Source organism: Streptomyces sp. YIM 130001, assembly GCF_003574445.1.
Lineage (GTDB): Bacteria > Actinomycetota > Actinomycetes > Streptomycetales > Streptomycetaceae > Streptomyces.
In genome coordinates this window covers 86,063-99,863 of the sequence record NZ_KZ984558.1, presented here as the reverse complement: position 1 = coordinate 99,863, position 13,801 = coordinate 86,063, and the positions used below count along the sequence as shown (strand labels likewise).

General features: G+C 72.8%; 11 protein-coding genes. All 11 read right to left on the bottom strand.

The window, feature by feature from the left end:
* Positions 1–18: 18 nt before the first annotated feature.
* A complete protein-coding gene (locus DSC45_RS20360; RefSeq protein WP_119293012.1) occupies positions 19–567 on the bottom strand; it encodes a flavin reductase family protein in 549 nt (182 codons plus the stop codon).
* Between the two features lie 80 nt (positions 568–647).
* Complete coding sequence (locus DSC45_RS20355; protein ID WP_119293010.1) at positions 648–1,445, bottom strand: alpha/beta hydrolase; 798 nt, start codon at positions 1,443–1,445, stop codon at positions 648–650.
* Complete coding sequence (locus DSC45_RS20350) at positions 1,445–2,584, bottom strand: LLM class flavin-dependent oxidoreductase (protein ID WP_119293008.1); 1,140 nt, start codon at positions 2,582–2,584, stop codon at positions 1,445–1,447. The genes DSC45_RS20355 and DSC45_RS20350 overlap by 1 nt, the downstream gene beginning before the upstream one ends.
* Positions 2,585–2,640: 56 nt before the next feature.
* Positions 2,641–3,852: an acyl-CoA dehydrogenase family protein gene (locus tag DSC45_RS20345; protein WP_119293007.1), complete on the bottom strand. Its 1,212-nt coding sequence runs from the start codon at positions 3,850–3,852 to the stop codon at positions 2,641–2,643.
* The gene (locus tag DSC45_RS20340) at positions 3,849–6,290 is read right to left on the bottom strand and encodes a molybdopterin-dependent oxidoreductase (protein ID WP_119293005.1); all 2,442 of its coding nucleotides are present in this window, start codon (positions 6,288–6,290) and stop codon (positions 3,849–3,851) included. The genes DSC45_RS20345 and DSC45_RS20340 overlap by 4 nt, the downstream gene beginning before the upstream one ends.
* On the bottom strand, positions 6,287–7,495 hold the full coding sequence (locus DSC45_RS20335) for an LLM class flavin-dependent oxidoreductase (RefSeq protein ID WP_205571380.1): 1,209 nt from the start codon (positions 7,493–7,495) through the stop codon (positions 6,287–6,289). Before DSC45_RS20335 ends, DSC45_RS20340 begins: the two co-directional genes overlap by 4 nt.
* Positions 7,496–7,546: 51 nt before the next feature.
* Positions 7,547–8,725, bottom strand: a complete 1,179-nt coding sequence (locus DSC45_RS20330) for an ABC transporter ATP-binding protein (protein WP_119293003.1) — start codon at positions 8,723–8,725, stop codon at positions 7,547–7,549.
* Positions 8,722–9,873 (bottom strand): ABC transporter ATP-binding protein, encoded by a 1,152-nt coding sequence (locus tag DSC45_RS20325; RefSeq protein ID WP_240434748.1) that lies wholly within the window; start codon positions 9,871–9,873, stop codon positions 8,722–8,724. Before DSC45_RS20325 ends, DSC45_RS20330 begins: the two co-directional genes overlap by 4 nt.
* Positions 9,857–10,861 (bottom strand): ABC transporter permease, encoded by a 1,005-nt coding sequence (locus DSC45_RS20320; RefSeq protein WP_119292999.1) that lies wholly within the window; start codon positions 10,859–10,861, stop codon positions 9,857–9,859. Before DSC45_RS20320 ends, DSC45_RS20325 begins: the two co-directional genes overlap by 17 nt.
* Positions 10,858–11,922, bottom strand: a complete 1,065-nt coding sequence (locus DSC45_RS20315; protein WP_119292997.1) for an ABC transporter permease — start codon at positions 11,920–11,922, stop codon at positions 10,858–10,860. The genes DSC45_RS20320 and DSC45_RS20315 overlap by 4 nt, the downstream gene beginning before the upstream one ends.
* Complete coding sequence (locus tag DSC45_RS20310) at positions 11,919–13,541, bottom strand: ABC transporter substrate-binding protein (protein WP_119292995.1); 1,623 nt, start codon at positions 13,539–13,541, stop codon at positions 11,919–11,921. Before DSC45_RS20310 ends, DSC45_RS20315 begins: the two co-directional genes overlap by 4 nt.
* Positions 13,542–13,801: the final 260 nt, after the last annotated feature.

The following is a 13,801-nucleotide window of genomic DNA, read 5'->3' as shown; positions in this document are numbered from 1 at the left end:
ACGCCCGGTCCGCGCCGGTCAGCCGAGTGGCGTCGGGGTCGCGAAGGCGCCGTTGTGGTGGACGAGGCCGGAGTCCCCCGCGGTCACCGCTCCCGAGTCGACCTCGCCCACGACGAGCAGGTGATCGCCCACCGGCTGGCGGAGCGTGACCCGTGCGGTGAGCCATGCCCCGACGCCGCCGAGCAACGGCAGCCCGTCGGGCTGTGTCTCGCTGGGCACGCCGGCGAAGCGGTCGATGCCGCTGCGTGCGAACTGTGCGGCCAGTTCGGCGTTCTCGCTGCCCAGTATGTGCACGGCGAACCGGTCAGCGCTCTGGACGGCGGGCAGGCTGGAGGCGCCGAGCCCGAGGCAGAACGAGACCAGGGCGGGCCGCAGGGACACCGAGGTGAACGAGGTGGCGGTGAAGCCGGCCGGGCCCGGCACGGTGATGACCGCCACCCCGGACGCGTGCCGGCGCAGCGTGGCGCGGAGGATCTCCGCGCCCTCGGGCGCCGGCGGTGCGGGGTCGGCTGTCGTCTGACGGAGCGGGGTGGCGGGCGTCGGACGGTGGTGGGTGGTGGCGGTCATGCCGCTTCCCTTCGGCCGGTGGGGAGCCCGCACGCCGCGGTGCGGCAGGGCGGCTCCCCGGTGGGTGATGGTGGCTGCGGTCAGGTGCCGGGGGTCGACTCGAGGGTCAGGATCGGCGTCGACTCCGGTCCGCCGCGCAGCCGTTCGAGCCACAGGACGACGGTGGCCGCGGCTGTTCGGTGGGTGATGTCGTTGAGTACGTCGTGGCGGCCGTCGCGGACGGTGCCGAAGGCCGCCCCCGGCAGGCGCGCGGCGAGAGCCCGGGCCCGGTCCACGGAACTGACCGGGTCGGCGGCGCCGTGCAGGACCAGCGCCGGGAGGCGTGTCGTGACGTCGGACCGCAGCGAGGCGGGCACGTCGTCGGCGAGCCGCCCGCGGTCGAACGCGGTGTCCTCGGTGAGCACCCGCCGGTGGGTCGGGCAGGCCGTGCGGGCCGCCAGCTCGGCGTCCCAGGCTTCGTCCGTGGCGGCGGCGGGTTCGGTCGCGGCGGTTTCCGGTTCGGCGGGCACGGCGGTGCCCGCGAGCAGCAGTGCGTCCACGGTCAGGTGACCGCCGGCCGCGGTGTGCAGGGCCTGCAGGGCGCCCGTGTCACTGCCGGCCAGGACCACGGGCGCGGCGGGGCCCGGACCGAGTACGTCCTTCGCCGCTGCTGCGAGTTGCCCCGGCGAGTGCCCGGGGGCTGAGTCCAGTGCGTGCACGACGTACCCGTCGACAGCCAGTCGGCGGCCGAACCTCTCGTACACACGGGCGTGTTCGCCTCTGCCCGGCAGCAGGACGAGGGTGCCGCGCGGGGCGATGGCGGCCGGCGGCTGCCAGCTGGTGGCGGCGATCGCGTCCGTGGCGGCGGAGCCCGTGGTGGCGGTGTGCAGGTCGGTCATCAGTTGCTTCCGGCGGAGGTGAGCGCCGTCCGGGCGGCGCGGTGGGCGAGTTCCTGGCGGACCAGGGGCAGCAGGTGGCGGCCGTAGTCGACGGCGTCGTCGAGCGGGTCGTAGCCGCGGATCAGGATCGTGGTCACGCCGATGTCGATGTAGTCGAGCAGCGCCTGCGCGACGGTGTCGGGCGTGCCGACCAGAGCCGTGGTGTTGCCGCCCGCACCGGTGGCCGCGGCGGTGGGCGTCCACAGCGCACGATCGTGCAGGTCGCCCTTGGCGGCGGCCGCGAGGAGCCGGCGCGAGCCGGTGTTCTGCGGCTCGGTGCCACCGATGTGGTGACGGGCCTGCTCCAGGAAGGCCTTGCCGCGCCCGGACTTGATGGTGTCGAGGATGCCGTGCGCGCGTTCCCAGGCGAGTTCCTCGGTGGGTGCGAGGACGGGCCGGAAGGAGACGCTGATGCCCGGTGGTGTGGTGCGGCCCGCCGCTTCGGCCGCCGCGCGGACGGAGGCGATCTGCTCGGCGGTCTCGGCGAGCGGTTCGCCCCACAGGGCGAAGGTGTCGGCATGCTTTCCGCCCACCCGGTAGGCGGCCTCGGAGGAGCCTCCGAAGTACAGCGGGATGCCCTCGGGGCGCAGCGGGCGGACTCCGGGCGTGTAGTCCTCGAAGCGGTAGTGCCGGCCCTGGTGGCTGATCGGGCCGTCGGCCGACCAGGAGCGGCGCAGGATCTCCAGGTACTCGTCGGTGCGGTCGTAGCGTTCGTCCTTGTCCAAGTAGTCGCCGTCGCGGCGCTGTTCGGTGTCGTTGCCGCCGGTGATGGTGTGTACGGCGACGCGGCCGCCGGTGAAGTGGTCGAGGGTGGCGAAGCTGCGTGCGGCGAGCGTCGGGGAGATGAACCCGGGCCGGTGCGCGACGAGCAGTCCGAGGCGTTCGGTGCGGGCGGCCACGTGCGCGGCGACCTGGGTGCCGTCGGGCCGGGAGGAGCTGTAGCCGATGAGGATGCGGTCGAATCCGGCGTCCTCGTGGGCCCGTGCGAAACGGGTGGTGTACTCCGTGTCGATGAGCGGGCCTTGCGGTGGCCGGGTCTCGGATGCGTCCTGGGTGCCGATCATGCCGATGAACTCGACGTCTCGGCCGGGGCTTGTCATGACGGTCGCCTTTCGTGCGGGAGGGAGGTCGGGCAGGGGCTTACGCGGGCGTTCGTTCAGCGGCGCTCCTCGGAGGCCGCGTCGACAGCCGGGTGGCGGGCGAGCGCCGCGCGCCCGGCTGCCGTGAGGACCGAGTCGTCCTGCGGTGTGTGGATGCGACTGCACAGCACGTCCCGGTGATGGCGCTGCAGTGGGTTGGCGCGGCTGAGGCCGTGGTTACCGGTGAGGGTCAGGGCGCGTTCGACGGCCGAGATCGCCGCGCGGGTGCCGAGGACCTTGGCCGGTGCGGCCTGGGCGACGGCTTCCGGATCGCCCGCGTCGACACGTGCGGCGAGTGCCTCCACCAGCGTGACGGCGCCGCCGAGTTCGGTCTCGATCTCGCCGACGGCGGTCTGGAACCGGGGCAGGGTGGCGAGCGGCGCGCCGAGGGACGTCGGCACGCGCTCGTGCAGGAATCCGGTGAGCCAGTCGCGGGCGGCACCGGCCACGCCGAGGTACAGGGCGGTGAGTCCGAGTGCGTTCCACGCTCCGGTGACCGCGTCAGGTCTGGCCCCCGGCACGGCTGCGGGTTCCGCGAGCCCGATGACCTCGTCGTCGGCCACCGGCACGGAGTCGAGGACGACGTCGTCACTGCGGCTCGCGCGCAGTCCCAGATGGTCCCAGGTCTCCTCGATGGTCAGGCCGGGGGCGTCGGGGCGTACGACGAAGGTGCCGACCCGCGCCGGGTCCTCGCCGGTGCGGGCGAACACCAGCATCCGGCTGAGGCCCACGGCTCCGGTCGAGTAGATCTTGCGGCCGGTCAGGAGCCACCGGCCGTCCGCTCGGCGCGCGGTGGTGGCGGGGAGTCCGCCGCGTACGGGACTGCCGAGTTCGGGCTCGACCCGCAGGGCGTTCACGAGTGCGGGGCGATCGACGGACTCGGCCAGCAGCCGGGCGTACGCGCCGGAGGGCCAGGCGGGAGTGCGGGCCTCGCCGGCGTGCACGAACAGGGTCATCGCGGTGACCAGGGCGACCGCCGGATCGCCTGCCCCGAGGGCGCGCAGAACGCGGACGGTGTCTGCGAGACCGGCGCCGGGGCCGCCGTGCCGCACACCGACCGTTGCGGTCAACAGGCCTGCCGTGTGGGCTAGTTCGAAGCCCTCGTGGGGGAACGAGCCCTCCCGGTCGTGTTCCTCGGCTCGGGCGGCCAGTTCGCGGGTGATGCGGGGCAGTTCCGCGAGGTCGAGGGGCGGCAGTGCGGTGACGGTGGCGGGTCCGGGGTGGGTCACGGGGTCTCCCGGGGTTCGGGCGCGGGCGGCGCGTGGGTGGGCTGCGGCGGGCGGTCCGTACGCGGCGCGCGTGGCTCGGGGGTCGGCGTCGTGGACCGGTGGAGGTGGCGGGGCACGGTGGCGCTGCCGATCAGCGGGGGTGGTTCGCGGACCGTGACGGGCGGCGGCTCGCCCTCGTACCGCTCGGCCTGGACGAGGGTGTGCTGACCGGTGGCGCCCTGACTGAGCCGGGAGGACGGGATGTCCGCGGTGAGTGTGTTGGGGTTGCCGTGCACACACAGCGGAGGGCCGTCCCCCGGGGCGGGGTCGAACCAGGCGCCCGTGGGCAGGCAGGCGACGCCTGCGCGGACAGCGGTGTCGAGCCGGGCCCCGGCGAGTACGGCACCACGGTCGTTGTGCAGGCGTACGAGGTCGCCGTCGCGGACGCCGCGGGCCGTCGCGTCGGTGGGGTTGAGGCGGACCGTCTCGCGTCCGGCGGTCTTGCCGGCCAGGCTGACGTCGCCCACGTCGTACTGACTGTGCAGGCGGGTGGCGGGCTGGTGGGCGATCAGGAGCATCGGGTGGCTGGCGGCCTCCGGGGCGCGGTGCCACGCGTCCGGCTCGAGCCAGGTCGGGTGCGCGGGGCAGTCCGCGAGGGCGAGGGACGCGAGGCGCGCGGAGGTGATCTCGATCCGGCCGCTCGGCGTGTCCAAGGGGTGCGCGACAGGGTCCCGTCGGTAGTCCTCGAAGAGGGTGAAGTGCTCGCGTCCTGCGGGGAGTTCGTACTCACCGTCCTTCCAGAACGTGCCGAAGTCCGGCACCTCGTGGCCGTGTGCGCGCAGGTCCGCGCTCCATGAGTCGTAGAGGTGGGTGAGCCATTCACGGGGTGTACGGCCCTCGGTGAAGCGCTGGGCGAATCCGAGGCGTCCGGCGAGTTCGGCGAGGATGCGATGGTCGTCACGGGCCTCACCGACCGGTTCGACGATCCGGTGCATGGCGATCAGGTGGGTGTCGCGGCGGCCGCCGCCGAAGTCCTCGCGTTCCAGGGTGGTGGTCGTGGGCAGCACGATGTCGGCATGTCGTGCCGTGGCCGTCCAGTGCGGTTCGTGGACGACGATCGTGTCGGGACGGGCGAAGGCGCGCCGAAGCCTGCCGAGGTCCTGGTGGTGGTGGAAGGGGTTGCCACCGGCCCAGTGGACGAGCCGGATGTCCGGGTAGGTGCGGCGCTCGCCGTCGTAGTCGTAGCTCTCCCCCGGGTGCAGGAGCAGATCGGCGATACGCGCGCAGGGGATAAACTCTCTTACCGGGTTGGCCCCTTGGGGCAGATGCGGCAGGCGCAACTGCGGGCCGTGGTCGCCGACGTCGCCCATCGATCCGTAGCCGTGGCCGAAGCCGCCGCCGGGCAGGCCGATCTGACCGAGCATGGCGGCGAGTGCGAGGCCCGCGTGCACCGGCTGTTCGCCGTGCTGAGTGCGCTGCAGGGACCAGGTGACGGTGATCAGGGTGCGGGAGCCTGCCATGCGCCGGGCGAGCCGACGGATGTCCGCCGCGTCGATTCCGCACAGCGCTGCGGCCCAGTCGGCGTCCTTGGCGGTGCCGTCCGTACGCCCTTCGAGGTAGCGGGCGAAGGTGTCGAAGCCGGTGGTGTACCGGTCGAGGAACGCGCGGTCGTGCAGCCCCTCGCGCAGCAGGGTGTGCGCGAGGCCGAGCATGAGGGCGGTGTCGGTGGCGGGGCGGACCGGATACCAGTCGGCGGCGATCCGCTCCGGCAGGTCGTCGCGGAGCGGACTGACGAGGGCGACGCGGGTCCCGGCCTCGGCGAGTGCGGCGAGCGCGTCGGGTGTGCGGTGGCGGGTGACGCCACCGGGTGTGACGTGGACGTTCTTTGCGGGTACGCCGCCGAAGGCGACGAGGAGTTCGGTGCGTGCGGCGATGGTGGGCCAGCTGGAGGCGGCGCGCAGGACTGCGTCGGCTCCCGCGCGCCCGACCAGATGGGGCAGCACGACGAGTGAGGCGCCGAGGCTGTACGAGTTGCGGGAGGCCGTGTAGCCGCCGAACTGGCTCAGGAATCGGTGCAGTTGGCTCTGCGCATGGTGGAAACGTCCCGCCGAGGCCCAGCCGTAGGAGCCGCCGAAGACGGCCGCCGGGCCGTGCGTGTCTCGCACCCGGTCCAGCTCGGCGGCGACCAGGTCGAGCGCTTCGTCCCACTCCACCTCGACGAACGGCTCCCGTCCGCGGGCCCCGCTCGGGCCCGGGCCGTCCTCGAGCCAGCCGCGGCGTACGCACGGGCGGCGCACCCGGGTGGGGTGACGCAGGGCGCCGGACACGTTGCCGAGCAGGGGCGAGGGCGACGGGTCGCCGGGGTGCGGGTAGGTCCGTACCCCGTGCTCGGTCGTCACGGCACGGTAGGCACCCCAGTGCGAGGTGGTGGGCAGGGCACTCGGAGGGACCGCTGTCATGCGGACACCACGGGGTCCTCGAGGGCCACCGGGTCGCCGGACTCGGCGCCGGCGCGGACGAGTTCGACGAGGTGGCGGTAGTCGCGGGCGTCGGCGAGCGGGGTGAAGCCGCGGATGAGGAGGGTACTCACGCCGAGTCCTACGTAGTCGAGCAGCGACTCGGCGACCTGCTCGTAACTTCCCACCAGGGCCGTGGAGTTGCCTGCCGCACCGGTGGTCCTGGCGATCTCGGTCCACAGCCGCTTGTCGTGCACCTCACCCTGGGCGGCGTACTCCAGGAGGCGCTGGGAGCCGCGCTGTTCGCTGTGGTCGAGGTTGAAGGCCTTGCGGGCCTCGCCGAATCGCTCCCTGGTCAGGCGGAGGATCTCGCGGGCGCGTTCCCAGGCCTCCGCCTCGGTGGCGGCGGGGATGGGGCGCAGGCTGACACTGAAGCGCGGGCTGCGTCCGTGCGGGGCCGCCGCGGCGCGCACCTGGCGGATCCGCTCGGCGATCCCGGCGAGCGGTTCGCCCCAGAAGGCGTACACATCCGCGTGACGGCCGCCGACGCGAACGGCGTCCTCGGACGCGCCGCCGAAGTAGACGGGGATGGGCACCTCCGGGCGGACCGTCGAGAGTCCGCCCTTGACGCGGTAGAACTCCCCTTCGTGGTCGAAGGGTTGGGTGGCTGTCCAGGTTTTGCGGACGACGTCGAGGAAGTCGTCGGTGCGCCGGTAGCGGGTCGGCTTGTCGGTGAAGTCGCCGTCGCGCGCCTGGTCGGTGTCGTCACCGCCGGTGATGACGTGCAGGGCCACGCGTCCGGGGTGGAAGGCGTCCAGGGTGGCGTACTTGCGGGCGGCGACGGTCGGCGAGACGAAGCCGGGGCGGTGGGCGAGCAGAACACCCAGGCGTTCGGTGTGGGTGAGGATCTGGTCGGCGACGGTGAAGGCGTCGGGGCTGGACGAGGAGTGGGCGATCAGGACCCGGTCGAATCCCGATTCCTCGTGTGCGCGGGCGAGTTCATGCAGGTACGCGGGCTGGATCGCGGGGCCGGTGGAGTGGCCGGTCTCGGTCTGCGTCTGGATCTGGGTGCCGGCGCGAGTGGGCGGCGGGACGGGGGCGGACTGCTGTTCGCCGGTGGCGCGCGCGGGCTCGGCGCCGGGCCTGGGGCCGGATCCGGTCTCGCTGGTGTCCTGGGTGGCGGCGATTCCGATGAACTCGAGGGGCACGGGGGTCTCCGGGGTGGGGAGGTGACGGGTACGGGCGGGCGGTGCGCGCGGTCAGTCGAGACGGGTGCGCCAGTCGTCGGCGTGGTGACAGGCCACCGTGTGGCCGGCGCCTCCGGGGCTGGGCGATTCGAGGTCGAGGCCGTTCGCCGACTGCGGTACTTCTGCCGCCGGTTCGGAGCGCGACCGCTCGTCGTGGACACCAAGGTCCTGTGCGGGTTCCGCGTCCCCGGAGGTCGACGGCCCGCGTGCGGCGCGTCGTACGGGCTGCGTTCGGCAGTTGCCGTCCGCGAACCGGCAGCGCCGGGCGAAGACGCAGCCCTCCCCCGCCGGCCACGGCGCCCCGCCCTCCGGCGGCCTCAACTGCGCGGGCAGCAGCCGGTGTTCGCGCCGCACGCTGGGCGCGGACGCGGTGAGCAGTGCGGTGTACGGGTGCCTGGGTGACTCCAGTACCTCGCGCGTGGGCCCCTCCTCGACGATGTGGCCGCGGTAGAGGACGGCGACGCGGTCGGCGATGCCGGCGAGTGAGCTGAGGTCGTGGGAGATGACCAGGACACCGAGGTCGAGCTCCTGGCGCAGTCGGTCGAGGAGGCCGAGGACCAGGTTGCGGTTCGAGGCGTCCAGGGCGCTGACCGGCTCGTCGCTGAGCAGCAGCCGTGGTCGGGTGACGACCGCCCTGGCCAGCGAGACGCGCTGCCGCTGGCCGCCGGATATCAGGCCCGGCGTACGGGTCGCCACGGCCGCCGGGTCGAGCCCCACCAGACTCAGCGCCTCGTCCGCACGGGCCGCACGCTCCCGCCGGTCGTACGCGCCGGTCGCGGCGAGTGGTTCGGCGACGATCTGCCGGACCGTCAGATCGGGATCCTGGGATCGCAGCGGGTCCTGGAACATGTACTGGACCTGGCCCGACCGCCGGAAAGCCGCGCGCTCACGCCTGCCGAGCCCGACCAGGTCGCGCCCCTCGAAACGGACGGTGCCGGTGTCCGGCCGCACCAGTCCGACCGCGGCGCGGGCCAGGGTCGTCTTGCCTGACCCGGTCTCGCCGATGAGGCCCACGATCTCGCCGGACCGCACGCTCAGGTCGACGCCGTCGAGCACGGCGCTGCGGCTCCTGCCGAGCCTGCCCCGGCCGTAGGACACACCGAGCCCGCCGATCTCGAGGAGCGCCGCCGCAGGGTCCGCAGCGGCACGCTCGGGCCGCCGGTCGACTCCGGCCACGGGTGCGACGGTCATGCGAGGGCCTCCTCGGTCACGGCAGAGACGGGTGCCTCCTCGGCTACGGCGGACGCGTCCTGCCGTACGGCCGCCGGTACCTCGTCCTGCCGGGACTGCGGCCCCTCGGCCGCGGGCACGGAGTCGTGGACGCAGCGGGTGCGGCGGCCGTCGGGCCGGGTGCGTAGCGGAACCGGCTGTTCGGTGCAGCGCGCGGTCGCGAACGCGCAGCGCTCGGCGAACCGGCAGCCCGGCAGTTCCGCGCCGGTCTCGGGCGGGCGTCCCGGGATGGTGTCGAGGCTCCGGCGGCCCCATTCCCCGATGGACGCGACCTTCAGGAGGGCGGCCGTGTAGGGGTGGGCGGGGGCTTCGAGCACCTCCCCGGTCGGGCCTTCCTCGACGATCTCGCCCGCGTACATGACGACGACCCGGTCGCAGCTGTCGGCGACCACCGCGAGGTCGTGGGTGACCAGGAGCAGGGCGAGTCCCTGTTCCCGGCGCAGTGTGCGCAGGAGTTCCAGGATCTCCGCCTGGATGACCACGTCGAGGGCCGTCGTCGCCTCGTCCGCGATCAGGATCTCCGGGGTGCAGGAGACCGCGATGGCGATGAGGACGCGCTGCAGCATGCCTCCGGAGAGTTCGTGCGGGTACTGGTGGTACAGCTCGGCCGGACCGTGCAGACCGACGTCCGCGAGGAGTTCGACGGCTCGGGCCCTGGCGTCCCGGCGGGAGAGGCCGAGCCCGACCCGCACCTGCTCGGCGAGCTGACGGCCGACGGTCAAGGACGGGTTCAAGTACGAGGCGGGGTCCTGGAAGACGGCGGCGAGCCGCCTGCCGCGCACCGAGTCCCAGTCCCGTCGGGACAATGCGGTGAGCTCGACTCTTTCCGAGGAGCCGGCAGCGGGACCGGAGGCACGGTCCGCGCCGTCCGCCGTCAGCCCGATACGTCCCGAGGTGACCCGGCACCCCGCGGGCAGTACGCCGAGGACCGAACGGCAGGTCAGGCTCTTTCCGCTGCCGGACTCGCCGACCAGGGCGAGTGCCTCGCCGGGCGCGAGACGAAAGGACACGTCCCGTACCGCCGTGGTGCCCGCGTCGGCGCCTACGCCGACGTCCAGGCCGTCGACGGTGAGCACCGCCCCGGCCGACGTCTCAGACTCTGCTGACACGGTGATCGTCCTCCCCTTCGTGGTGGCGCGTGCGTGCGTGTGCGTCATGACCGGCGCGGTCGTACGAGACCGTCTCGGCGGCAAGGCGGTCCGGGACGGGAGCGTGCTGATCGTCGGGCCCCTCGGCACCTGTGCTCCGGACAGCTGTCCGCGGCGGGTCCCCCGCCTGCTGTCCGGGAGCGGAGCTGTCGCGTACCGCGTCGGCCAGGATGTTCAGCGCGCCGACGGTGAGCATGATGGCGACGCCCGGTATCAGCGGGGCCCACGGCTGCTGGGCGAGATAGCCCAGATCCGAGGCGAGCATGCCGCCCCAGGTCGGCGCGGGCGGCTGCACACCCAGTCCGAGGAATGTCAGCGAGGACACTACGAGCAGGGCGGCGCCGATGGTCTGTGCGGTGGTGACCGCGATCGTGGGCAGTACCTTGCCCCAGATGTGCACGCGCAGGATCCACCAGCGCGTCGCGCCCATGAGTTCGGCGGCCTCCACGTACTGGGCCTGCTTGAGCCCCAGTACCGCGGCCCGCGTGACGCGGAAGTACAGCGGCGCGAAGAGCACGCCGAGTGCGAGCATCGCCTGGTGCATGCCGTTGCCGAGGGCTCCGACGACCGCGATGGCGAAGACCGTGAACGGCATGATCATCAGGGTGTCGGCGGCCCGCTGTGTACCCCACTCCACCGCGCGTCCGAGCCAGACCGAGGCGATCCCCGGCACGATGCCGAGCACCATGGCCGATCCCACCGCTTCCAGGGCCCCGATCAGGGAGGGCCCGGTTCCGGCGAGCAGACGGCTCAGTACGTCCCTGCCCAGGTAGTCGGTGCCCAACAGGTTGCCCGCGCCCGGCCCTTGGAGCATCTCGGTGGGGTGCTGGGCGAGCGGATCGTGCGGTGCGAGGGCGCCGCCGGCCGTGGCGACGAGAGCGACCAGGGCGAGGACGGCGAGCGCGAGGCGGGCCGAGCGGAGCCGCCAGGTGCGGCGCAGGACTCTCATCCGTTGCCTCCCGTCGTCGCGGTGCGGGCGCGGCCGGTGCGACGGGAGGCCGGGTTGAGGGCGGCGAGGGCCGCGTTCACGGCGATGTTGGCGACGAGGACCACGGCGATCGTGACGAGCAGGGTGCCCTGGATCACCGGGATGTCGTGCTTCTCCGCTGCCTGCAGGGAGAGTTGGGCGATCCCTGGCAGGTTGAAGATCTTCTCGGTGACGACGGCGCCGCCCAGGATCACGGGCACGCTCATCCCGAGCACAGTCAGGGCCGGCCCGGCGGCGTTGCGCAGGACGTGGCCGAACAGCACGCGCCGGGCGGAGAAGCCGCGCATCTGCGCGCCCGTCACGTAGTTCTCGCTCAGGGCGCCCACGAGGGAGGTGCGCAACTGCCGCGCGAGTGAGGCCGCGGCGTCCAGGCTCAGGGCCACGGCCGGCAGGATCGCGTAGCGCAACCACTGGCCCGCGCCCGCCTCCAACGGCTGATAGCCGCCGGTCGGCAGGGCGCCGAACTGTACGGCGAACACCACGATCAGCACGATGCCGATCAGGAACGGCGGCAGGGTGGCGAGCACCGAGCACACCAGGGTCACCGCCCGGTCGACCGGCCCGCCGTGGTTGAGCGCGGCCGCGATGCCGGCGCCGCCGCCGATCAGTACGGCGAGCAGCAGGGCGAGGCCGGCGATGGACAGGTCGACGGGAAGGGCCTGGGCGACGCTGTCCATCACGGGCACCCCGGTGAACCAGGACACTCCGAGGTCCCCGGTCAGAGCGCTGCCGAGCCAGGTCAGGTACTGCACCACCGCCGGCCGGTCGAGGCCGAACTCGGCCTCCATACGGGCGATGTCGTCGGCGGTCGCCAGATCGCCGAGGACGGCCGCGGCCGGATTGGCGTCGGACAGGGTGCCGAGGCCGAAGGTGAGCAGCGAGGCGAGCAGGAAGACCGTGGCGGTGACGATCACGACCCGGCCGAAGGAGCGCGGTGCCGCGACGAGCCGTTCCCGTCGTCGCAGCGAACGGGCTTTCACGGCAGCCTGGTGATGATCCGTCAGGGCCGGTGCGGCGCTCATGAGACGGTGACTCCCTCGAACCGCTGGACCACACTGAACTCGGGGATCTTCGACACCTTCGGGTTGCGGGCCAGGATCCTCGGCACCGTGTAGAGGAAGACGTTCGGCATGGTGCGGACCGCGACACCGGTCGCCTTCTGCAGCACTTCGGGGTACTCGGGGGCGTCCAGCGGGGTGCGCCGCACCTTCTCCAGCGCCTTCTCCAGTTCGGGTGACGTGGTGCGGCCCGGATTCATCAGCCCGTCCTCGCCGAACAGCACCTGGAACGACTGGGTGGCGGCGTCGCGTCCGGCGAACTGGTCGACGTAGAGGGCCTTTTGGCGCTGGATGTACACGATCTGGGTGGCGCGGTCCTCGGGGATGGTCTCGATCTCCGCGGTGATGCCGACCTTCTTCAGTTGCGCCTGGATCAGCTCGGGGACGCCCTCGGCCTTCTGCGCGGACAGAGTGATCTTCAGTCCGTCCGCGTGTCCGGCCTTGGCGAGCAGCTGCCTGGCCTTGGCGGGGTCGTAGGGGAAGAGCTCGTCGAGGGCGGCATCGTGGCCCGCGTACCCCTTCGGGAAGGGCTGCCGGGTCGCCTCGCCGAAGCCGAACGAGGCGGTTTTCAGCAGCTCTTCACGGTCCACGGCGTACTTGAGGGCGAGGGCCACATCGGGGTCCGTGAAGGGTTCACGGCCGATGTGGACGTCGAGGACGGCGACGACCATGGAGGGGATGATCTGCACCTCGAGACCTGCCGCGCGTGCCGCCTTGACCTGGCTGCCGGGTATCTGGGCGACGTTGTACTGGCCGGACTCGAGAGAGGCCACCACGGTCGACGGTTCCGGCAGCGGATACAGCTCGAAGTCGCGGGTCCTGATGTGCCCGGCGTCCCAGTAACGGTCGTTGCGGCGCAGGACGGCCTTGTCGTTCTGGACGTAGGAGACAAGGGTGTACGGGCCGGCGCCGGCCGGTTTCGTGGCCAGGGCGGAGGCGTTCTTCTCGAACGCGCGAGGGTTGACGATCATCCCGGTCTTGCCGGCGAGCAGTGACGGCAGCTGGAAGTCCGGTTCTTTCAGACGGAGTTCGACGGTGTGCCGGTCCACTGCGGTGACGGATTCGACGCCGGTCAGCTGGGACGCGATCAGGGACTTGGGGAAGTCGCGGCCGCGTTCGATGCTCTTCTTGACCGCGGACGCGTCCAGCGGGCTGCCGTCGCTGAAGGTGAGGCCGTCACGGAGGGTGAAAGTGACTGTGGTGCCTTCGTCGTTGTACTTCCAGGAGCCGGCGAGTGCCGGTACCGCGCTGCCCTTCTCGTCGAGCTTGGTGAGTCCGGCGTAGACGAGGGAGAGGCCGTGCACGTCCCAGCCGGCCGACGACGTGACCGGGTCCCACGAAGTGGGCAGGTCCCAGCCCCACTTGATGACGCCTCCGCCGGCGCCGGACGCCGAGGTCGCTTCGCCGCCGCAGGCGGTGAGGGCCACGGCCGCGCCGGCACCGAGGGTCAGACCGAGAAAGGAGCGCCGGCCAAGACCCGGCCTCGGCGCTGAGCCGGATGTGAAGGAGGAGGCGATCGAGGAACGGGCGTCCGCGCCGACGGCGCCCGGCGGCGGGGCCTGCGGGGCAGGGGACGGAGGCATGGGGCACACCTTTCTCGGTCGCGCCGGGACGCGTGGGCAGACCGACGGGAGCCGGGAGGGCGGGGGCGAGGGACGGATCGCGCAGGGAGGGCGCGGCAGGCATCAACCACCCGCGTGGGCAGGCCTGTTGGATGTCATGCCGGTGTCACGGCGTGTGAGTCACGCCGGTGGTGCGGTCGGGCGGGAGTGCCGTACGGACTGCGGCGAGGGTGCGAGTCCGGGAGTTCGGGACCATCAGCCACACGGAGTGAGGCCGGGGC

Coding starts and splice junctions, on each gene's coding strand:
- DSC45_RS20330 (WP_119293003.1), bottom strand. CDS start 8,725: ATGACCGTCGCACCCGTGGCCGGAGTCGACCGGCGGCCCGAGCGTGCC.
- DSC45_RS20320 (WP_119292999.1), bottom strand. CDS start 10,861: ATGAGAGTCCTGCGCCGCACCTGGCGGCTCCGCTCGGCCCGCCTCGCG.
- DSC45_RS20315 (WP_119292997.1), bottom strand. CDS start 11,922: ATGAGCGCCGCACCGGCCCTGACGGATCATCACCAGGCTGCCGTGAAA.
- DSC45_RS20310 (WP_119292995.1), bottom strand. CDS start 13,541: ATGCCTCCGTCCCCTGCCCCGCAGGCCCCGCCGCCGGGCGCCGTCGGC.
- DSC45_RS20350 (WP_119293008.1), bottom strand. CDS start 2,584: ATGACAAGCCCCGGCCGAGACGTCGAGTTCATCGGCATGATCGGCACC.
- DSC45_RS20360 (WP_119293012.1), bottom strand. CDS start 567: ATGACCGCCACCACCCACCACCGTCCGACGCCCGCCACCCCGCTCCGT.
- DSC45_RS20340 (WP_119293005.1), bottom strand. CDS start 6,290: ATGACAGCGGTCCCTCCGAGTGCCCTGCCCACCACCTCGCACTGGGGT.
- DSC45_RS20355 (WP_119293010.1), bottom strand. CDS start 1,445: ATGACCGACCTGCACACCGCCACCACGGGCTCCGCCGCCACGGACGCG.